At 72.6% G+C, this 20,970-nt stretch carries 17 protein-coding genes; 8 read left to right on the top strand and 9 right to left on the bottom strand.

Features of this window, described 5'->3' with window-relative positions; genetic code table 11:
- Positions 1-7: 7 nt before the first annotated feature.
- On the top strand, positions 8-1,258 hold the full coding sequence (locus ACZ4LX_RS01200) for an aminotransferase class I/II-fold pyridoxal phosphate-dependent enzyme (RefSeq protein ID WP_467636516.1): 1,251 nt from the start codon (positions 8-10) through the stop codon (positions 1,256-1,258).
- Between the two features lie 155 nt (positions 1,259-1,413).
- Here the strand turns inward: ACZ4LX_RS01200 and ACZ4LX_RS01195 are convergent, their stop codons facing one another.
- Both ACZ4LX_RS01195 and ACZ4LX_RS01190 read right to left on the bottom strand, forming a co-directional pair.
- A complete protein-coding gene (locus tag ACZ4LX_RS01195; protein ID WP_467636884.1) occupies positions 1,414-2,043 on the bottom strand; it encodes a DedA family protein in 630 nt (209 codons plus the stop codon).
- On the bottom strand, positions 2,043-2,825 hold the full coding sequence (locus tag ACZ4LX_RS01190; protein WP_467636512.1) for an MBL fold metallo-hydrolase: 783 nt from the start codon (positions 2,823-2,825) through the stop codon (positions 2,043-2,045). The genes ACZ4LX_RS01195 and ACZ4LX_RS01190 overlap by 1 nt, the downstream gene beginning before the upstream one ends.
- A 277-nt stretch (positions 2,826-3,102) precedes the next feature.
- Between ACZ4LX_RS01190 and ACZ4LX_RS01185 the strand changes: the two genes are divergently transcribed.
- Both ACZ4LX_RS01185 and ACZ4LX_RS01180 read left to right on the top strand, forming a co-directional pair.
- Positions 3,103-3,507 (top strand): hypothetical protein, encoded by a 405-nt coding sequence (locus ACZ4LX_RS01185; protein WP_467636507.1) that lies wholly within the window; start codon positions 3,103-3,105, stop codon positions 3,505-3,507.
- Positions 3,508-3,600: 93 nt separating this feature from the next.
- Complete coding sequence (locus ACZ4LX_RS01180; RefSeq protein ID WP_467636503.1) at positions 3,601-5,709, top strand: phage holin family protein; 2,109 nt, start codon at positions 3,601-3,603, stop codon at positions 5,707-5,709.
- A 197-nt stretch (positions 5,710-5,906) separates the two neighbouring features.
- Here ACZ4LX_RS01180 and ACZ4LX_RS01175 read toward each other — a convergent pair whose 3' ends face one another.
- From ACZ4LX_RS01175 to ACZ4LX_RS01165, 3 genes are all read right to left on the bottom strand, one after another.
- Positions 5,907-6,959, bottom strand: a complete 1,053-nt coding sequence (locus tag ACZ4LX_RS01175) for a LacI family DNA-binding transcriptional regulator (RefSeq protein WP_467636498.1) — start codon at positions 6,957-6,959, stop codon at positions 5,907-5,909.
- 74 nt (positions 6,960-7,033) lie between these two features.
- Positions 7,034-7,633 (bottom strand): DUF305 domain-containing protein, encoded by a 600-nt coding sequence (locus tag ACZ4LX_RS01170; RefSeq protein WP_467636493.1) that lies wholly within the window; start codon positions 7,631-7,633, stop codon positions 7,034-7,036.
- Positions 7,634-7,758: 125 nt separating this feature from the next.
- A complete protein-coding gene (locus ACZ4LX_RS01165; protein WP_467636490.1) occupies positions 7,759-8,709 on the bottom strand; it encodes a DUF1996 domain-containing protein in 951 nt (316 codons plus the stop codon).
- 297 nt (positions 8,710-9,006) lie between these two features.
- On the opposite strand from ACZ4LX_RS01165, the gene ligA reads away from it, so the two are divergent.
- From ligA to ACZ4LX_RS01145, 4 genes are all read left to right on the top strand, one after another.
- Positions 9,007-11,103 carry an NAD-dependent DNA ligase LigA gene (gene ligA, locus ACZ4LX_RS01160; RefSeq protein WP_467636487.1) on the top strand — a complete coding sequence of 699 codons (2,097 nt, stop codon included), beginning with the start codon at positions 9,007-9,009 and terminating at the stop codon, positions 11,101-11,103.
- Between the two features lie 441 nt (positions 11,104-11,544).
- Positions 11,545-12,384 carry a rod shape-determining protein gene (locus tag ACZ4LX_RS01155; protein WP_467636881.1) on the top strand — a complete coding sequence of 280 codons (840 nt, stop codon included), beginning with the start codon at positions 11,545-11,547 and terminating at the stop codon, positions 12,382-12,384.
- Between the two features lie 760 nt (positions 12,385-13,144).
- Entirely contained in the window at positions 13,145-15,424 is a 2,280-nt protein-coding gene (gene secD / locus ACZ4LX_RS01150; RefSeq protein ID WP_467636484.1) for a protein translocase subunit SecD, read from the top strand.
- Between the two features lie 170 nt (positions 15,425-15,594).
- Positions 15,595-16,356 (top strand): YoaK family protein, encoded by a 762-nt coding sequence (locus tag ACZ4LX_RS01145; RefSeq protein WP_467636875.1) that lies wholly within the window; start codon positions 15,595-15,597, stop codon positions 16,354-16,356.
- Here ACZ4LX_RS01145 and ACZ4LX_RS01140 read toward each other — a convergent pair.
- Positions 16,346-17,173: a helix-turn-helix domain-containing protein gene (locus tag ACZ4LX_RS01140; RefSeq protein ID WP_467636478.1), complete on the bottom strand. Its 828-nt coding sequence runs from the start codon at positions 17,171-17,173 to the stop codon at positions 16,346-16,348. The genes ACZ4LX_RS01145 and ACZ4LX_RS01140 overlap by 11 nt on opposite strands.
- A 121-nt stretch (positions 17,174-17,294) precedes the next feature.
- Between ACZ4LX_RS01140 and ACZ4LX_RS01135 the strand changes: the two genes are divergently transcribed.
- Positions 17,295-17,600 carry a 4a-hydroxytetrahydrobiopterin dehydratase gene (locus tag ACZ4LX_RS01135; protein ID WP_467636473.1) on the top strand — a complete coding sequence of 102 codons (306 nt, stop codon included), beginning with the start codon at positions 17,295-17,297 and terminating at the stop codon, positions 17,598-17,600.
- Between the two features lie 24 nt (positions 17,601-17,624).
- Here ACZ4LX_RS01135 and ACZ4LX_RS01130 read toward each other — a convergent pair whose 3' ends face one another.
- From ACZ4LX_RS01130 to ACZ4LX_RS01120, 3 genes are all read right to left on the bottom strand, one after another.
- The gene (locus ACZ4LX_RS01130) at positions 17,625-18,587 is read right to left on the bottom strand and encodes a LysR family transcriptional regulator (RefSeq protein WP_467636468.1); all 963 of its coding nucleotides are present in this window, start codon (positions 18,585-18,587) and stop codon (positions 17,625-17,627) included.
- 288 nt (positions 18,588-18,875) lie between these two features.
- Positions 18,876-19,652, bottom strand: coding sequence for a hypothetical protein (locus ACZ4LX_RS01125; protein WP_467636464.1), 777 nt, complete (start codon positions 19,650-19,652; stop codon positions 18,876-18,878).
- Between the two features lie 285 nt (positions 19,653-19,937).
- Complete coding sequence (locus tag ACZ4LX_RS01120; protein WP_467636459.1) at positions 19,938-20,876, bottom strand: helix-turn-helix transcriptional regulator; 939 nt, start codon at positions 20,874-20,876, stop codon at positions 19,938-19,940.
- Between the last annotated feature and the right edge of the window lie 94 nt (positions 20,877-20,970).

Below are 20,970 nucleotides of genomic sequence, written 5' to 3'. Positions count from 1 at the left end.
GGCCCGGATGGGCCGGGAGCGGACCGGACGTCAGGGGCGCGGCGCGCCCGGGATCCGGGAGGACCGAGGGCCCGTACGGTACGGGCCGCCCGCGCCCGGCCCCGGACTGCCGGTCCTGCCCGAACTGGCCGAGGTGCTGGCGGCCGCGGCGGCCGACGGCGCACCCGAACCCGCGGGCGGCTCGGCGGCCCTGCGCGAGGCGGCCCGCGCCTACTGGGACCGGCGGGGACTGCGCGGCGGCCCCGAACACATCGCCGCCGCACCGGGCACCTCTCCGCTGGTGCTCGCCCTGATCGCCGCACACGGCGGCGACGTGCTCGTGCCGCGCCCCTGTCCCGCCTCCTGGATCCCGCAGGCCCGGCTGCTGGGCAGGCCCGCCTATCAGGTCCCGACCCCCGCCGAGTGCGGCGGTGTGCCCGACCCGTACGCACTCCTGGAGACCGTGCGCAGGGTGCGCGCCGAGGGAGGCAGACCGCGACTGCTGCTGATCTCGGTGGTGGACGACCCCACCGCCACGGTCGCCCCGCCCGAACTGGTGCGTGAGGCGTGCGAGGCGGCCGTCGCCGAGGGGCTGCACATCGTCAGCGACGAGACCTGGCGCGACACCCTGCACCGGCCGCGCGACACGGTGCTGCTCAGCCCGGCCGAGATGTGCCCCGACGAGGTGACGGTCGTCTCCGACCTGGCGGGTGCGCTCACCCCGGCTGCCTGGCCGGTCGCCGTCGCCCGGTTCCCGGACACCGAGCGGTCGGCGGCGCGCCACGCCCGTACGCTCGACATCCTCACCGCGCTCGGGGCCCTCGTCGCGGGCCCGGTCGCGGCGGCGGCAGCCCACGCGCTGCGCGAGCCGGACGCCGTCACCGAACGGATCCGCCGGGCCGCCGCGACGCAGGCGCGGATCGCCGCCGCGGCCCACCGGGCGGTCCTCGCCTCCGGCGCGCTGGCCCGCCCCCCGCAGGCGGGCCGCCACCTCTACGCGGACCTCGGCCCGCTCCGCTCCGGGCTGGCCGACCGAGGGGTCACGGACTCGCTCGAACTGGAGGAGTACCTGACGGACCGGCTCGGCGCACCGGCCCCCGGCGGCCACCGCTTCGGCGACGAACTGGGCGCGCTGCGGGTCAGGCTGGGCACCGGATCGCTGCTCGGGTCGACCCCGGAGCAGCAGACGGAGTCCCTCACCGCCGCGGATCCCCTCGAATTGCCACATGTCACGGCAGCGCTGAGCATGTTCCGAGCAGCCCTCGACGAACTCCGCTGACACACCGGGACGGCGGCGGCCGATCTCCTCGAACCGGCGGCCCAGAGCTGTTCGCGCGGGTGTCCGGCCCGGCAAACCTGCCGATCGGCGGCTCGGGCATGCTCGACACCACGGGCGAAACGAGCCGGGTCAGCCCCTGAACCCGACCCCGCGCCTCACCCGGCGGACCCCCGCGCGCGCAGCCGGCGCCACACCGCGGGCGCCCCGCTGATCAGCAGTGTCAGACCCACCGCCGCCACCACGCCCTGCCACGGTTCCGGGAACAGCGACCCGCCGAGGATCCCGATCAGCTGATACGTGGCGGCCCACGCCAGACACGCCGGCACGTCGCCCCGCGCGAACCGCCTGAGCGGCATCCGGCCCAGCAGACAGGCCAGCATCACCGGAATGCGCCCCGCCGGCACCAGCCGGGACAGCACCAGCACCATCGCCCCGTGCGCGTCGAGCTTCTGCTGCGCCTGCGCCAGCCTCTCCGGCGCGGCCCGGTCGCTGATCGCCCGCAGCCACTTGGAACCGTTCTTCGACCGCACTCCTCGCTGCCCCAGCCAGTACAGGCAGATGTCTCCGAGGAACGCCGCGGACGACGCCACCGCGAAAACGACCAGCAGCGCGAACGGCGACGTCTGATGGAACGCCACCACGGCCGCCGAGCTCACCAGCGCACCCGTCGGCACCACCGGCACCAGGGCACCCAGCGCCACCAGCAGGAACAGCGAGGGGTAGCCGACCGCCTGCTGCGTCGACTCGGGGGGCAGCTGCGCCGTCCTGCCGAGGAATTCGAGTATCACCCGGCGGCTCCCGGCCGCACATGCCCACCGTGCTCCAGCCGGTGCACCGCCACCTGAGGCGCCCGCAGTGCCGCCTGGCGGACGAACTCGTCACCCGGCGAGTGGAACTCGTGGGGCCGGATTCCGTCCATCCCGATCGGCCAGTACGTGCCGTAGTGCACCGGCACCGCCGTGCGCGGCGCGAGCCGGGCCAGCGCCTCGGCGGCGCGTGCCGCGTCGAGATGACTGTGGCCCAGATACGGCCCCCAGCCGCCGACCGGCAGCAGGGCCACGTCCACCGGACCGACCGCTTGGGCCATGCCGTCGAAAAGACCGGTGTCTCCGGCGAAATACGTGCGGGCCTCGCCCTCCACGACGTATCCGAGCGCGGGGGAGCGGTGCGGGCCGACCGGGAGACGCCGCCCGTCGTGCAGCGCCGGCACGGCCCGGATGACCACCGCTCCGACGCGCACCTCGTCGCCCGCCGCCACCTCGGTGATCCGTACCCCGCGCATCCGGCGCAGCAGCCGGAGCCCCGGAACCGCCCGGACCGCACCCAGCGGGACGACCAGCCAGGTGGCCGGGGCGACGCGGGCAAGCGACGGCAGATGCAGATGGTCGGAGTGCAGATGCGAGATCAGAACGACATCGGCGACCGCGGCTGCCGGGCCGGGCAGCTCGCCGCGGCGTCGGCGCAGATGCGCGAAGCGCCGTACGAAAAGGGGGTCCGTCAGGACCCGCACCCCGGAGTCCTCGATGGTGCAGGTGGCATGACCCCACCAGGTGATCTCCACCGGCACGTGCTGCCTCCCGCTCGTCGGACCTGCTCACGAGCCTACGGGGCCGACCGCTCCCGCAGGGACCGCGGGGCGGCGGGCACGGCTGCCCGGACAGACCCGGAGAGCCGTCCCGGACGGATCGGCAGAGTTCCCCCGGACGGACCCGGAGCGCTTCTCCGGACGTTTCCGTACCGCAGGCGCGCGCCCGGTTCCGTGCGCCCCCTGCACGCCCTGACGTGCGCCTTCTTGTCCCGGAATCCCGCCGGTAGGGTCGGGGCACACCTACAGGGAGACGGTCATGGGGGACTTACGGGTGGCGGCCATCGCCAGTCTCACGCCGCTCGAGGAACTCGACAGCGACCCGTTCCTCGTGGACACCCGCAGCCAGCACGCCATGTGCGCCCGCTGGGCGGCCGACCGGGGCTACGTCGTCACCCGGCAGCTGCGTTTCTACGGACTGCGTCCCGACCACCACGCGCTCTGGGCCGACATCGTAGGCGGCGAGGCCGAGCTCTTCGTGGCCCCCACCGACCGGGTGCTCGCCCGGGCCATCGCCTCGGTCCCGCGGTTCGCCGCCGAGTGCGAGCGGCGAGGCGTCCGCCTGGAGATCGCCGGTCTCGACGAACCGGAGTACAGCGCCCGTACGAAAGCGGGCGTGCACCGCAGGCTCTCCATGCCGACCGCCGGCTACGACGGCTGCTGAGCGCCGCCCACCGCTCACCGGCGCCCCGCCCCCGCTGTGAAAGGCTGGGGAAGGGCCCGGAACGGCGGGGCCCGGACGTGAGGTGGCAACGGCGTGGGTGACGGGCGATGGCGAACAGCCGGGAGCGCCCTGATGCGGGTGATCGTGGTGTGGGCGGTATCGTCGCTCACCCTGTTGGTGCTCGCCGGGATTCTGCCGGACTTCCAGCTCCAGTCGGACGACGGCGACAGCGTGACCAAGACCGCGTTCACCGCGGCCTGGGGTGCCGGCGCCTTCGGTCTGCTCTCGGCGCTTGTCTGGCCGGTGCTCGTACGGGCCCTGCTCATCGTGCCGGCCCTCGTCCTCGGCATGCTCGTCTTCTTCCTCAACGGCTCGCTGCTCCTGATCGCGCTGCGGCTCATCCCGGACGGGCGCGGCGCCGCGGCGCCGGAGACGGCCGTCGTCGTCGCGGCCGTGATGTCCGCCGTCGCCTCAGCGACCTCCACGGCCCTCGCCGTCCGTGACGACAACGCCTACCGCCGCAGGCTCTCCCGCCTGGCCGAACGGCGCCGCCGTCGCAGCGGCACGGGCGGCGCGGACGGCGAGGGACCGCCCGGCACCGTCTTCATCCAGCTCGACGGGGTCGGCCACGACGTCCTCGCGCAGGCGGCGGCCGACGGAGTCATGCCGACCGTCGCGCGCTGGCTGGCCGATACCGAGGGCCACCGGCTCACCCCGTGGCGCACCGACTGGTCGAGCCAGACCGGAGCCAGCCAGCTCGGCATCCTCCATGGCAGCAACCACGACATCCCCGCCTTCCGCTGGTACGAGAAGGAGACCGGAGACGTCATGGTCTCCAGCAGACCGGCGAGCGCCCTCGAACTCCAGCGCCGCGCCATCGTGCGCACCCACGACGGCGGACTGCTCACCCGCGACGGTGCCAGCCGAGGCAACCTCTTCAGCGGCGGTGCCGGCCAACTCGCCCTTGTGCTGTCGATGGCCGCCCGGCGGGGCAAGGGCCGACGCTCCAGAGCCGGGTACTTCGCCTACTTCTCCGACCCCGCCAACGCAGTCCGTACCGCCCTTTCGTTCGTCGCCGAGGTCGGCCGTGAGATCGGACAGTCGACCCTGGCTCGGATCCGCAAGGAGACGCCCAGGATCAAGCGCGGCGGGCTTTATCCCTTCATCCGCGCCTTCGCCACCGTCGTCGAGCGCGATGTGGTGGTCTCCGCCGTCATCGGGGACATGTTCGCCGGGCGGACCGCCGTCTACGCCGACCTGGTCGCGTACGACGAGGTGGCCCACCACTCGGGGCCGCGCAGCCGGGACGCCGAGAAGGTCCTGGCGCGGCTGGACCGCTCGCTCGCCCTGATCGTCAAGGTCGCCGAACACACCCCCCGTACCTACCGCATCGTGCTTCTCTCCGACCACGGACAGAGCCCGGGGGAGACCTTCGCCGGGGCGTACGGGCTGACGCTCAAGGACCTGGTGCGGGCGGGCAGCGGCCTGCCGGTACCTCGCAGGGCCCAGCGGACCCGGAGCGGTTCCGAGGCGCGCGACGCGGTCCGGATCGCGCTCCACAGGCCGGTCGCCGAGGGCGAGGGGAAACAGGTGACGAAGGCTTCCGACCCGGTCGTCCTCGCCTCCGGCAACCTCGGCCTGATCTCCTTCCCCGACATCGAGGGCCGCGCCTCGCAGGAGGAGATCGACAGCCGTCACCCCGCCCTGCTCGGCACGCTCGCCAACCATCCGGGCATCGGCTTCCTGCTCGTCCGCAGCGAGCGCGACGGATCGGTGGTGCTGGCGCGCGACGGCGCGCGGGTGCCGGTCGCGGAGCTGAGGGACGGACGGGGACCGCTGGCTCCGTTCGGTCCGGGCGCGGCCGACGCCGTCCGTCGCACAGATACGTTTCCGCATGTCGCGGATGTGATGGTCAACTCGATGCACGACCCCGGAACCGGCACCGTGCACGCCTTCGAGGAGCAGATCGGCTCGCACGGCGGTCTGGGCGGCGAGCAGTCCCGGCCGTTCCTGCTGTGGCCGCGCGGAATGACGGAACCGCTGGACGCGGCCGCAGCGGAGGACGGGCAGCGGCCGGCCGAACTTGTCGGTGCGGAGACGGTGCACCGGGTCCTGAGGCGCTGGCTGTGTGAGGTCTCGGAACCGCGGGTGCCGGTGCGTCGGGAGGACGGGCCGGACGCCCTGACGGGCCGGACGCCCTGACGGGCAGGCGAACCGCACGGGCAGGAGAACGGGCCGGGGGAGGGGCTCCCCGGCACCCCCGGCCCACTCGGCACCCCCGGCCCACTCGGCACCCCCGGCCCACTCGGCACCCCCGCTTCCACCCCGCTGCCTCCGACAGGGAGACGGACGCGGGCAGCGGCGCGCGGGGCTGACCCGCGGCGGGAGGACGGCTGAGGTCAGGCCGACTGCCGTCGGACCAGTGTGGGATGGAAGATCACGGAAGGCGCCGGCCCACCGGGGCTGCCGATCTGCCTCAGCAGCAGCCGGGCCATCTCCGCCGACATCTCCTCCACCGGCTGCCGGACCGTCGTCAGCGGCGGATCGCAGGCCAGAGCCGCGCTGCTGTCGTCGAACCCGACGAGGGCGACATCCTTGGGAACGTCCTTGCCGGCCCGTAGCAGCACCGGAACGGCGCCCAATGCCATCAGGTCCGACGCGATGAACGCCGCGTCCAGGTCCGGACGGTCCGCCAGCAGCCGTCGCATGGCCGCTGCCCCGCCCGCATGGGTGAAATCGCCCTCGGCGGTGGCCACGTCCCGGATGCCGTGCGCCGCGAGCGCGTCCAGGAAGCCCGTGAGCCGCGCCTGACCGGCGGGCATGTCCTGCGGACCCGAAATGGTGCCGATCCGGTGCCGGCCCAGCGAGGCCAGGTGATCGGCCGCCAACCGGGCCCCGGCCCGCTGGTCCGCCTCCACATAGGTGATCGGTGTCGGCCTGCGGGGCTGTCCGGCGAGCACGGCGGGCAGCCGGGTGCCGTGCAGCAGCCCCGGCAGCGGATCGTCCGCGTGCGACGAGATCAGCACTACCCCGTCCACATGCCCGTGGCGCAGGTACGACAGCAGCTGGTCGCGGGACTCCTGGTCGTCGGCGAGCATCAGCACGAGCTGGATCCCCGCCGGCCGCAGCACTTCGAGCAGCCCGCCGACCACTCGCCCGAAGTACGGATCGGAGAACATCCGGCCGACGAAGGGCTCGGAGACGGGGCGTCGTTCCCGTTCCGAGACGACGAGCGCGATCGAGTCGGTGCGCCGGGTCACCAACGAGCGGGCCGCACGGTTGGGCACGTACCCGGTCGCGTCCACCGCCTCCTCGACCATCCGCCGCAGCGCCGGGTCCACGGTGGTCGCCCCGTTGATCACCCGGGACACCGTCGCCCTGGACACCCCGGCCACCCCGGCGACGTCCTCCAACGTGGCAGGGCGTGCGGGCATCGGCGCGTCGGCAGTCATGCAGTCTTTATACCGGGTGTTACGAAGAGCACCGAAACGGCCGCCCATGCCTTGGCGGTACGGGGCGGAGAGCATCAGCCGGTGTGTTCCGACAGCTTTGCCAGCCGGTCGAGTTCGGCCCGGCGGGCCGACAGCAGTGCGGCGGCGAGCCGTCGTGCGTCCGGGCGGGTGCCGGCCTTCGTCTCGGAGCGCGACACCTGTGCGGACTGGCGCAGATGGTCGCGTATCCGCGCCAGGACGAAGCGGTCGAGCGCCCGGCCCTCGAAGGTACGGGCGCGTCGGAGGTCTCGCTCCGTCACCATTCCCGGCATGTCGTGTCCCTCGTGCACATTCGTGTCGGGCAGCCCCATGCGGGCCAGCAGGGGGCGTAGCCGGGCGAGTTCGCCGTTCTGGGAGGTCTCCAGGGCGGCCGCCCAGCTCCGTATCCGGGAATCGTTCGTCCGTTGGACGGCAAGCGAGAGCAACGTCACGGCCTGCCCGTTCATCGGGGTCATCAGCTGGGCCCAGGCGGCGTCCGTGGGATCGGCCGGGGTGGAGGGCGGGGGAGCGGAGACAGGAGGAGCGGACAGCTGGGGAGCGGATGCGGCCGGGCGCGGTGAGTTCGCCGGGGCCGAGCATCCGGCAAGAAGGAGCAGCAGGGACAGCGCGGCTGCGGTGCGGGCCGCCTTCGGCACGAGGTCCTCCTGAGAGGGCCCGTCCGGGACGTGCGGTCCCCGGACGGGCATCGGACAGCAATCGGACAGCAATCGGGCAGGCATCGGACGGGTGTCGGGGCGGGTGGAGGACGGGTGGTGGATGATCAGGGGGTGCCGTCGGCACCGCACTTCACGATGGCGTTGATGCAGTCGCGGACGCGCTGAGCCATCTCGGCCTCGGGCCACACGTTGAAGAAGTCGCCGTGCATCGTGTAGCCCGGACCGGACGCCAGCCGGAACCGCGCCGGGTCGCCGTTGACGGGATACCGCAGCACCTGGCGCAGTTTGGGGACCGGTACGGGGTGGGTCGAGGGGCACTCACCCCCGACCGGGTAGGCCATGTGGCTCTTGTGGTCGGCGGAGTCGAGATCCCGGCCGTTCCAGCACTGGGGAAAGTCCAGGTAGGACTCCAGCATCGCGCCCGCCGGACAGTTCACGAAGTCGTGGGACGGGTCGACCTCGCCGTGGTGCAGGCACGACCAGCGCGAGATCGTGTTGTCGTCGGGGCCGGTCGCCTTGGCGTTCCCCGCGACGATCCGCAGTCCCCGGGGGAAGGGCTCGATCCGCTGGATGATGTCGTCCCGTACGCCCTCGCCCAGGTAGTAGAAGGTCGTGCCCGTGGGTTCGATCTCCGTGGCGCCGTCGTAGAGGGTCGGCACCCAGTACGACGACAGGTCCGTGTCGGGCGCACAACTGGTCCTGGCCTTCTCCAGCGAGGCGAGATCCGAGTTGCCGTCGGTCGAGTCGTTGCCGAAGAAGCTGTGCATGTGCGAGGCCCCGGGCAGCCCGGGGAAGACGATCGGGTCGTCGGGCGCCCGGTGGGTGTACGGGCATTCGGCGAGGAATTCGGCGACCCGGACGACGTCCGCGGCGGCCTTGGGGGCGGGGGCGGTACCGGCCCCCGTGCCCGGCCCGGCGGCCGCGCTGCCGGTGGTCGCCTGGAGGAAGGACACGGCGAGTGCGGCGGCGACGAGTGCGGCTGTGCGGCGGCGCCTGGACGGGAGGGATCCGGGGCGGCTGTCCACGCCGGTGCGTCGATGACGGAAGAAGAGCACGGCACTCCTGTTCGGGGGCAGTGGGGGATTCCTGGACCATGCGAGAGAGCGCTCTCTCCGTGGAAGTTAGGAGCGCGTCGCAGGCATGTCAATAGAAGGCGGTGGGCTGCAAGTTCCTTGCAGTTGAACCTGGTTGAAGGTTCCCTGGATGGGAGAGCGCTCTCTCGTGCGGGAATTCCGTGAGCTTTCGATGCATGGCACCGCAGAGGGGGCGGACCGGGCCCCAGGGCCGCCCCGAAGTGTCGCCCCGGAGCTCATGACCAGGGCGTTGTCAGTGAGGGACGGCAGGATGGGGGCATGACGAACTCAGCTGTTGTGCTCGCCGATACCGCCGCCTATGCCGCCGCGGTCGAAGAGGCGTCGCAGGCCGCCGCCGCGTACTACGCCACGGGCGAGAGCGTGCTCGACGACGATGCCTACGACCGGCTGGCGCGCGGGATCGCCGCTTACGAGAAGGAGCATCCGCAGGATGTGCTCGCCGAGTCGCCGACCGGCAAGGTGGCCGGAGGCGTGGCGGTCGGCGACGTGCCGCACACGGTTCCCATGCTCTCCCTGGACAATGTGTTCTCGGCCGAGCAGTTCGCCGCCTGGACCGTCTCGCTGGAGCGCAGGATCGGCCGGCCTGTCACCGCCTGGAGCGTCGAGCCGAAGCTCGACGGCCTCGCGGTCGCCGCCCGTTACCACGCCGGCCGGCTGGAGCAGCTGATCACCCGTGGCGACGGCACCGCCGGCGAGGACGTGTCGCACGCGATCGGCACCGTCGTCGGACTGCCCCGGCAGCTCACCGAGCCGGTCACGATCGAGATGCGCGGCGAGATCCTGATGACGGCCGAGCAGTTCGAACAGGCCAACACGCTCCGCACCGAACACGGCGGGGCTCCCTTCGCCAACGCGCGCAACGGCGCGGCGGGCACCCTGCGTGCCAAGGACCGTCCCTACACGGTGGAGATGACGTTCTTCGCCTACGGTGTCGTGGCGCTGCCCGCCCCGGGGCAGCCCGCCGCCGCGCCGGCCGAGCTGCCCCACAGCGAGACCCTCGCCTACGCGGCGGGGCTCGGGGTCCACACGGCTGCGGACACGGCGGTGGCGCCGCGCACCGCCACGACGGTCGAGGACGTCCAGGCGCGGATCGAGGAAGTCGCCTCGCTGCGCGCCTCGTTGCCCTTCGGCATCGACGGCATCGTGATCAAGGCGGACCTCGCGGCCGACCAGCGCGACGCCGGCTCCGGCACCCGGGCGCCGCGCTGGGCCATCGCGTACAAGCTGCCGGCCGTCGAGAAGGTCACCCGCCTGCTCGGCGTCGAGTGGAACGTGGGCCGTACCGGCATCATCGCACCCCGTGCCGTGCTGGAGCCGGTCGAGATCGACGGATCGACCGTCAGCTTCGCCACCTTGCACAACCCGGCCGACATCACCCGCCGGGATCTGCGGATCGGCGACCATGTGATGGTCTACAAGGCGGGGGACATCATCCCCCGCATCGAGGCACCGGTCGCCCATCTGCGGACCGGTGACGAACAGCCGGTCGTCTTTCCCGAGGCGTGCCCGCAGTGCGGTTCCGAGATCGACAGCAGTGAGCAGCGCTGGCGCTGTGTCCGGGGCCGTGACTGCCGCCTGGTGGCTTCCATCTCTTACGCGGCGGGGCGTGACCAGCTCGACATCGAGGGCCTGGGCGCGACCCGGGTGGTCCAGCTCGTCGACGCCGGCCTGGTTGCCGACTTCGCCGATCTCTTCACCCTGGAGCGCGAGCAGTTGCTCGCCCTGGAGCGGATGGGCGAGACCAGCACCGACAATCTGCTGGCCGCGATCGACGCGGCGCGCGCACAGCCGCTCTCCCGGGTCTTCTGCGCTCTGGGTGTCCGAGGCACTGGGCGTTCCATGTCCCGTCGGATCGCCCGCTACTTCGCGGACATGGACCGGATCAGAGCCGCCGACGTCGAGACGCTCCAGCGGGTCGACGGCATCGGCAAGGAGAAGGCCGCCGGCGTCGTCGCGGAGCTGGTGGAGCTCGCGCCGCTGATCGAGAAGCTGGTCGCTGCCGGGGTCACCATGACCGAGCCGGGCGCGACGCCGCCGCCGGAGCCGGGCGAGGAGGGCGACGCGGCGGCGGACGGTGCGGGTGCGGACGACGGGCGGCCGCTGGGCGGGATGACCGTGGTGGTCACCGGAGCGATGACAGGGGTCCTGGAGAAGCTCTCACGCAACCAGATGAACGAGCTGATCGAGCGCGCCGGCGGGAAGTCCTCCTCCAGCGTCTCCAAGCGCACCACGCTCCTGGTGGCCGGCGAGAAGGCCGGCTCCAAGCGGACCAAGGCGGAGGACCTGGGTGTGCGGATCGCGGGGCCGGAGGAGTTCGCGGAGCTGATCGCGGAGTTCCTGCCGTCCGAGGCGTGACGGCGCGGCCGCCGGAGAAAGGGAGTCTCCGGCGGCCGGCCATCCGCCCGTCGGCCGAGGCACGTCGGCCGCACACGCGTCGAACCAGGCGCGCTCGGTGACCCCGGGCGTCCGGCGACGATTGCCCGGCTGCCCGGCTGCCCGGCTGCCCGGCTGCCCGGCTGCCCGGCTGCCCGGCGGCGTTCGCGCGGTGAGGCCCAACCGCTCATGCCCGGCGGCGTTCGCGTGGTGCGGCGCCATCGCTCATGCCGGGCGCCGCGCTTTCCCGTTTTCATCGCCTCCTCGCTTCCCGGCTTCATCGCCTCCTTCGATTCCTTGAGGGAGTGGCTTTCTTTGCCTCCCTATTGCATAGTGTGGGTTCGGCCATGCCTCGCTATCAGCGGGTCAATGGGTGTGTGGACGGCCGCAGTAGCGGGCCGGGGGTGAGGGGCGATGCGTTCTTTGCGCGACGGACAGCGACAGGCTCGCTCCGTTCACCGGCAGCACCGGCGACACGTGCCGCATCCGCGGTACGGCGGGATCACCCGCGGGCTGGCGATCGATCTGGGCAGCTCGCGCACGCGCGCCTGGATGCCCGGGCAGGGAGTCGTCGCGGACACCGGATCCGACCCGGCCGGTGAGTACGGGCACGGCGGCGGTCCGGTCCGGCGCGGACGCATCGTCGACCCGGAGTCCTGCGGCCGGATGCTCGGCCGGATCGCCGACGCGGCCCTGGGCGCCGACCGCAGCGACACCGTGATCGTCCTCAGCCACCCCGTCCTCGCCGGAGCCGGACACCGTGCCGCCGCCCGGGACATCCTTGCCGGGCTCGGCCCGTCGAGCGTCATCGTTCTGGACAGTGCCAGGGCCGCTGCCGCCTGCGCCGGACCGCACGACGACGGCCCGCTCCTCGTCGTCGACATCGGTGCCGAGCTGACCGAGGTGACCCTCCTCGTCGACGGAAGGGTCCGTGACGCTCGCCTGGCCGAGACCGGGACCAGCGACCTGGAATCCGGTGAGCCGCCCACCGCCGTCGTCCGGGCCGTCCTGGACATGGTCATGGGGATGTGGCATCAGGACCGCAACGGTGCGCTCCTCGGCGCCCTGCGCAGGGGCCCGTTGCTCGCCGGAGGCGGTGCGCTGCGTCCGGACATCACCCACCGGATCGCGGTCCGTCTCGGCGCCCCCGTCAGGCTCGCGGACGATCCGGCGACCACGGTCGTACGGGGTGCCGGGCTGATTCTCGGCTCAGTACTCCGCCACGCCTCCGCCGCACCGGCTCTGCCCGGCCGATCCGGGTGACCCCCCTCCCGGGGCCGCCCCGGGAGAACGCGCCTCCCGGAAGCCGGCCGGACACCATGGCGCACCGGGGGCACGTGGCGGCGGTGCGGCAGTTCCTCGCCGCGCTCCTTCTGGCGGTCCTCACCGTCGCGGGCGGCACACCCGCAGTCGCCTCGGCCGGGTACCTCACCGGTGTTCCGGCCGGTCCGTCCCCCTTCGCCGGCGCTCCGGCAGGAACCCGGCCACCCGCCCCGCTCACCGACCGCTCCCTTGGCACCGCCCGCTCCCCGCGGCCCGACCGCACCGTACGGACCCATCCGGCCGGCCGGGCCGTACAGAACGACCGGACCGTACGGACCCATCAGGCCGGCCGGGCGCCGGGCCACCTCGACATCCGTACCACCCCTCGTCGCACCGGCGTGGCCACCGCCGCCGGCGTCCACCGCCCGGGACCGGCGACGGCACCCCGGCCCTGGGCCGCCGCGGAGCAGCCCCTGACGCCGCAGCATCTGCCGCCGCCCGGTCCCGCTCACCTTCCGCCGTTCCCTTCCGGGATCCCGCTGCCGCACCCCGTCCCCGGGGCCGCCCCCACCGCACCGGCCGACTCCGCCGACCGTTTCCGCGCCGCGCTCCCCGGCGTGCGCGGGCCTCCGAGGGCCGCCGCTCATCGGCCCGGGGACCCGGCACGGGTCCCGACCCCCATCACTGGCGTGCCGTTCCCGCCGTCCTGGCGCCCTTCGGGGGCTGGGCCGCGACCGGCCGTCCCTCGGAGGAATCACGCATGACCCGCGCCACCATGGTGCGGGCGGTTCTGGCTGCGGCCGTACTGCTCGTATCCGTGCTCATCGCACTGACCATGTCCCCCAGACTCGGCCTCGATCTCCAGGGCGGCACCCGCATGGTGCTTCAGGCCAAGGACTCCGACACCGCCGAGGCCGACCGGGAGAGCACCGACCGCACGCTGGAGGTGCTGCGCAAGCGCATCGACTCGCTCGGCGTCACCGAGCCGACCCTGACCCGCTCCGGCGAGGACCGGATCATCGTCGAACTCCCGGACGTCCAGGACCCGGGCAAGGCCGCCGATGTCATCGGCAGGACCGCACAGCTCACCTTCCATGCCGTACAGGGCCCCGGAACGCCGGGTGGTGAAGGGCTGACGCTCCCCGACGAACAGGACCGCACCCTCGCTCTCGGCCCCGTCGCGCTCTCGGGCGCGGGAGTCAAGGAGGCGTCCGCCGCGTTCGACGCGCAGCAGGGCGCCGGCTGGAGCGTCTCGCTGGACTTCCACAAGGACGCGGGCCGGGACTGGACCCGGCTGACGGGTGAGGCGGCCTGCCATCCCGTCCAGGACGAACGGCGCCGCGTCGCCATCGTCCTCGACAGACAGGTGATCTCCTCGCCGCAGGTCTCCCCGACCGTCGCCTGCGGCACCGGTCTGCCGTCCGGATCGACCCAGATCACGGGCTCCTTCAGCGCCGACGAGGCTCGTGAACTCGCCCTGCTGATCCAGGGCGGAGCCCTGCCCGTGCCCGTGGAGATCGTCGAACAGCGGACGGTCGGCCCGACGCTCGGCGCCGCCGCCATCGACGCCAGCGCCCGCGCCGCCCTCATCGGCGCCGCGGCCACGGCACTGTTCATCACCGTCGTCTACCGGCTCTTCGGCGCGCTCGCCGCCGTGGCTCTGGCGGCCTACGGAGTCATCTCGTACGCGGCGCTCGTCGCCCTCGGAGTCACGCTCACGCTGCCCGGACTCGCCGGGTTCGTCCTGGCCATCGGGATGGCCGTCGACGCGAACGTGCTGGTCTTCGAACGGGCGAGAGAGGAGCACACACTCCGCCCCGGCAAGTCCCTGCGCACCTCGCTCACTGCCGGTTTCCGGCATGCGTGGAGCGCCGTCGCCGACTCCAACGTCACGACGCTCATCGCGGCGGGTCTGCTCTTCTTCCTCGGCTCAGGCCCGGTCAAGGGCTTCGGTGTCACGCTCGGCATCGGCGTCCTCGCGTCGATGTTCTCCGCACTCGTCATCGCCCGCGCCCTCACCGAGACCGCCGCCCGTTCCCGCTTCGTCAGCGACTACCGGGGCGTCAACGGCATCGCGAGTCCCGGTCGCGTACGGACCTGGATCGCCCGCCGCGATCCGCAGCTGATGCGCTCACCCCGGCGCTGGCTGCTGATCTCCACCGTCCTGGTCGTGGTCGCGGTGGCAGGGATCCTGGTGCGCGGCATCAACCTGGGCGTCGAGTTCACCGGCGGCCGGCTCGTCGAGTACGCCACCAGCCGCCCCGTCGACGTGGAGAGCGCGCGCACCGCGCTGGCCGGTGCGGGCTTCGGTGAGGCCGAGGTCACCACGGCCGGCGCCGGTGACATCTCGGTGCGCACCGGGAACCTCGACAACGACGGCGAACACGCGTTGCGTGCCGCCCTCGCCGTGGAGGGCGGCGAGACCACCAAGGTCCGCGACGAACTCATCGGCCCCAGCCTGGGTGACGAACTGCGGCGCAACGCCCTGATCGCCCTGGCCATCGCCGTGATCGTCCAACTGGGCTATCTGGCGATCCGGTTCCGCTGGACGTTCGCCGTGGCCTCCGTCGGGGCGCTCGTTCACGACGTGATCATCGTGGTCGGAGCCTTCGCCTGGCTGGGACGTACCGTCGACGGCATCTTCCTGGCGGCGCTCCTCACCGTCATCGGATACTCCGTCAACGACTCGGTCGTGGTCTTCGACCGGGTCCGGGAGCTGTGGGCGAAGGCCCGCAACAAGCCCCTGTCCGACGTGGCGAACCGGGCCGTCCTGCAGACCGTCCCCCGGACCGTCAACACCGGTATGGGCGCCCTGTTCATCCTTGTCGCGCTGGCGGTGCTGGGCGGCGACTCCCTGGCGGACTTCGCCCTGGCCCTGCTGATCGGCATCCTCGTCGGTACGTACTCCTCGGTCATGACCGCCGTGCCGGCCGCACTCCTCCTGGAGCGCGGCAGCAAGGCCCCGCCGCCCGCCCGCGCCTCGCGCAAGAAGCCCGGGGCCGGGCAGCGGGACCCGCTCGACAACGGGGCGCGCGTGTAGCGCACGTCCTCGACCGGCACGCCTCCGGGCAGGCGTTGTCGCCCCTGCGCCGTTCGAGCGACGCGGGGGCGACGCGCGCCGCCCACGGCACGCGGCGGCAACGACGGCGGCACAATCCTGACCCCCACCCCGTCGTGATCCGGAGCGTGCCCGTGCCCCTGCCCATGCCCCTGCCCGTGGTGCTGCGTGAGGCATGGACCACTCTCGTACCGGACATGAACGACCGGCACGGCCCGCTGCCGCCGCTGATGCTCGCCCTGACCGTCGTCACCGGACTGGTCGACGCCGTCAGCTACCTGGAACTGGGCCAGGTCTTCGTCGCGAACATGACCGGCAACGTGGTCTTCGCCGGATTCGCGTTCGCCGGAGCCCCCGGCTTCTCCCTGGCCGCCTCGTTCGTCGCACTCGGCGGGTTCGTGGCCGGCGCGGTGGCCGGAGGGCGGATCGTCCACCACTCCCACTCCCACTCCCACTCCCACGCCCACCGCGGACGGATGCTGCTGCACGCCCTGTACGTGGAGACGGCGTGCGTGCTGGCCGCGCTGGTCGTCACGTTCTTCTCGGGCAGCCCGTACACCGGCGGTGTGCGCTTCACCCTCATCGTGCTGCTCGCCCTGGGACTGGGCCTGCAGAACGCGGTCGCGCGGGCGCTCGCCGTCCCCGATCTCAAGACGACCGTACTGACCCTGACCATCACCGGCATCGCCTCCGACGGCCGACTGGCCGGAGGGCCCGGCAGCCGGGCGGGCCGCAGGATCCTCTCGGCCGCCGCCATGCTGGCCGGAGCCCTCGTCGGGGCGGTGGCCGTCATGCACGGTCATCCGGTCCTGCCGCTCGTGCTGGCCGTGGCGGTCCTCGCCGTGGTGTGCCTGGCCACGCAGGTCCTCGCGCGGGCGGACGCCCCGTGGGCCCGGCCCGTCGTCAGCACATGAGTGACCGCAGATACGCGGCGGTGGCCGCATCGGCCGGCAGCAGCGTCTCGATGGCCAGCTCCGCGACAGTCACATCCATCGGAGTGTTGAACGTCGCGATGGACGCGACGAAGGAGAGCAGTTGCCCGCCGTGCTCGATCACCAGGCGGCGGGCGAAGGGGACCGAGGAGGTGGGCGATGACGTGAACGAGGAGACGGTCCGGTCCGCTTCGCCCGCCGCCTCCGCCGGCACCGGGTAGCCCGCCACCTCCTCGTACAGCGCACGCAGCTCCGCCGAACGGACCAGCGCGATCTGACGCTCCATCTGGGCCAGCAGATCGGCCCGCCACTCCCGCAGATTGCGGATCCGAGGGGCCAGCCCCTCCGGGTGCAGGGTCAGCCGCATCGCGTTCAGCGGCGGGGCGAGCAGATGCTCCGCCACCCCGTCCAGCAGCCGGGCCATCCCCTGATTGGCCGCCACCACGGTGTACAGGCCGTCGACGACGAACGCCGGATACGGGTCGTACCCCTGGAGCAACCGGTCCATGCCCTCGCGCAGCGCGCCCATCGCGGGGTCGTCGAGGGCGGTCTCGGTGTAGCGCGGGGCGTAACCGGCGACCACCAGCAGGGCGTTGCGCTCGCGTACGGGCACGTCCAGATGGCCGGCCAGCCGCAGCACCATCTCCTCACTGGGGCGGGAGCGGCCCGTCTCGATGAAGGAGATGTGCCGGGCCGACGAGTCCGCCCGGAGCGCCAGCTCCAGCTGGCTGATCCGGCGCCGCTCCCGCCAGCTGCGCAGCAGCGGCCCTACCCCCGTGTCAAGCGCGACAGTTGTCATACCGAGACCGTAACGTCACCGGCATCGTCGACCAGCAAGGCCTCAGGAAGGCGCTGCGGATCCGCGCCGCTCCCTGATCCGCCCAGCATCCTCAGCACCCTCCCAGTGAAGGAGCCACCGCATGCCCGCCGCACCGCTGCCCCAGGACGAGATCGAGAACCGGCTGCGCGAACTGCCCGGCTGGACGCTGGAAGGAGACCGGATCTCCCGTACCTACCGGCTCCCTTCGCACTTCGCGGCAGCGGGCCTCACCCTGCACGTCGCCCAGATCCAGGACGAGCTGAACCACCACTCCGATCTGACGCTCGGCTACAACACCGTCGCCCTGTCCGTGAACTCCCACGACGCGGGGGGCAAGGTCACCGAGAAGGATCTGGACCTGGCCGCCAGGGTCGAGGCCGTCGCCCCGGGGCACGGCGCCCAGTAGCCGGGGCCCCTGGCCGGGGTTTCGTCAGGACGCGGCACCGAAGCGGGGATGCGCGGCGAGCCAGCGGGTGTAACTGTCGCTGCGCTCCACCGCCTGGGCGTACGCCGCCCGGGTGTGCCCGGTCACCGCTCCGGCCGCCGCCGACGAGGCCGCCGAACGGGGGTGCCAGCCCAGCAGATGGCGCCAGCTGAGCGGCGAGCCGGTCACCGGACGTGTCACCACGCCTGGCGTCGGCGGGAACGTCGCCCGGCACAGCCCGACCGCGCGCCCCACCTGGACCAGATGGACGACCGACACGGTGTCCGTCTCGTACACCGAAACCGGGCTGAAGCCGGCCCGCGCGCAGGCGGCCACGAAACAGTCCGCGAAGCAGCCGTCGCCCGGTACGTCCGCCCAGCACTCGTCCGCCAGCGCGGCCAGCTCCAGCTCCGCCTCTCCGGCCAGCGGATGGGTCTCGGGCAGCATGACGAAGACCGGATCGACCCCGATGACCTGCCATTCCAGTCGGTCGGCCACCGGCGGCGGGCTCTCGCCGCACGCCCCGATGAGCGCGAAGTCCAGCCGTCCGTCCACGAGTTGGGACGCCAGTTCCGCCACCGACCACGAGGTGTACGTGGACACCGGCGCCGCCGGGTGCGCCGCCGCCAGCCGGTCGACGAGCCCGCCGAGCAGCGGTCCGTGCGTGCCGCCCAGCCGGAACCGTTCCATGGCTCCCCACGCGTTGGCGAACCGTACGGCCTCCTCCTGGAGCCCGTAGACGGCCGGCAGCACCACCCGCGCCCGCTCCAGCACCAGCTCGCCCAGGAGCGTCGGCCGCGCACCCGTGTGGTCCCGGTCGAACAGCGGGCCGCCCAGCGCCTTCTCGATCCGACGCAGTTGTGCGCTCAGCGCCGGCTGGGCGAGTCCGAGAGAGGCGGCCGCCTTGGTGAGGCTTCCGGTGTCGGCGATGGCACGTACGGTTTTCAGATGGCGCAACTCCAGCTCCATACCGGCAAGTTATGGCCCAGATCGCCCGCTGGCAATCGGGCCCGGCTCGGGAGCGCCGCGCGAGCGTGCGCCGCACGGGGGCAATGACTAGGCGTAGGCCGTGTTTCACGGCGGTGGCAGTCCGGGGCGTCGCGGTGGCTGTCGCCCGGGGAGGCGGCTCCGCCCGTCATCCGGGCGCGCGAACGGGACCCGGGGAGAGCCGGGGCAGTCGAGTCCGCCCGCGCCGTGCCCGGTGCCGGTGCTCCGCTCCGCCCCGGCCCGCCGGTATCGGCGTTCCGGACAAGCCGCCTACCGCACGGCGACGTAATCCCCGGTCGACGACTTCGCCCCGGAGGTGGGGTTCCCGTAGTACGTCCACCGCCATGTCCCCGGTCCGGTGGCCTTCACCGTGGTCCTGAGCGCCCCTGTCCTGCTCGACACCGCCTTCTTGACGGTCCTGTACGAGGTGGCCCCCGCCGCCTTGAACTGAAGGCTGACCGTGCGGCCCCCGTACCCCTGGTACGTGTGGGTGTCCCAGTTCGCCCGTGTGACCAGCCCGGTCACGGTGACCGTCCCTCCTTTCGCGACCGGCTCCGGGGAGGCGTTGGCAGTGACGCGGGTGGCTCGCTTGACCTGCAGGGGGAGGGCCTTGTCATCCGTGTCGTGGGCATCACCGGCGAGAAAGACCCGAGCTGCGGTTCGCCAGGTGCCGGCGTCCTCGTTCCCGAAGTCCGGGTTCCGGGGGTCGATGTACAGCCATTCCCTGAAGTCGCAGATCCCCTGCGCCCGGTTCACGACCTTGCAGTCACTGGTGATGACGGAGCTGTGCAGGGTGTCTCCGGTGTCGGGCTTCCCCCGGTAGGGGAAAACCGTCGGCCCGGCGTCGTACTTCAGTCCGGTCGTCATCCGGAAGGACGCAGGCACCACGACTTCTTCCTTGACCCCGATGACGATCGGCTTCCCGCTGTTCACCGAGACCCGGCCGAAGGCGACCCCGCCCTCCGCCGCCCCGGCCGGCACGCTTGCCACCCCTGTGAACACGACCGCCGCTCCACCGGCCACGACCGCTTTCCACGTCGTCCCCATATTCGAGCCCTCCCCGTCGTTCGCAGCCCTGACCGAATACGCAGGCGCCACGGCCGGAGGCACGTCCTCCCGGCTGACTGTGGGACAGCGGAGGGCCGCACGCGGTTGTAGGCCGCGCGGCAACGATTTGATCACCATGCCGCGCCCTGAACCTGCCGCGCCCTGGATCTGCCGCGTCCGGGTTCGGGGCACGGGTTCGGGATCCGGCCCCTGTGCCCGACGCCTGTGTCCGAAGCCTGCGGCCGAGGCCCGCCCGGCCCCGTGCCCCTTCGGCTCCGTGTGTGATCAGTCCGCTGATCGAGGACCGGGACGCTGCTTCGCCGTTGCCGGGTCCGCGGTGGGTTCCCGGTCACCGGAGCGTGGCGCGAGGGTCCGGGGTGTGGCCGCCCACGAGGCGAGCAGACGAAGGCCCTCCTCGGACGGCGAGCCCGGTTCGGCGGTGTAGACGGTGAGGGTGAGGCCGGGTTCGGCGGCCATCTCCAGGCCCTCGTAGGCGAGGGTGAGATCTCCGACGGTGCGGTGGTGGAAGCGCTTGGTGCCGGTGCCGTGATGGCGGACGTCGTGGGCGCCCCAGCGGGTGCGGAAGGCGTCACTGCGGGTGGACAGCTCGCCGACGAGGTCGTGCAGGCCCTTGTCGTGGGGGTTGCGGCCGGCCTCGGTGCGCAGGATCGACACGGCGACGTCGGCCGCCTGCTCCCAGTCGGGGTAGAAGTGCCGGGACGCGGGGTCGAGGAAGTTGAAACGTGCCAGGTTCGCCTGGTTGCCGGGCGTGGCGTAGACGTCGTCGTAGAAGGCGCGGGCGAGGCGGTTGGCGGCGAGCACGTCCATGCGGCCGTTGCGGACAAAGGCCGGGCCGGCGGTGAAGGCGTCCAGGACCCATTGAAGGCTGTGATGGGCCCTCCACTGGGGCGAGCGGCGCCGGGGGCGGGTCAGGGCGTCGGAGCCGTCGGCGGTGTGGGCGAGGTTGAGCAGGTGGGCACGTTCCGCCTCGTCGAGCTGGAGGGCGCGGGCAAGGGCCTCCAGGACGGCCGGGGAGGCACCGGCGAGGTTGCCGCGTTCGAGCTTGGAGTAGTACTCCACGCTCATGTCGGCCAGCGCGGCGACCTCGCTCCTGCGCAGCCCGGGAACCCGGCGCCGGCTCCCGGAGGGCAGGCCTGCCTGTCCGGGGGTGATCTTGGCTCGCCGCGAGGTCAGGAACTCGCGGACCTCTGCTTGGTTGTCCACGCCTTCGACGGTACGTCCCCGGCCCGGTCGCAGCGATGTACTGGCAGTACACCCCTTGCCAGTGACTCGCCGCCCCTGCGAAGTGGGGGTTACC

The organism is Streptomyces sp. NPDC026062, from assembly GCF_055568375.1.
This window is presented reverse-complemented; position numbering and strand designations above follow the sequence as displayed.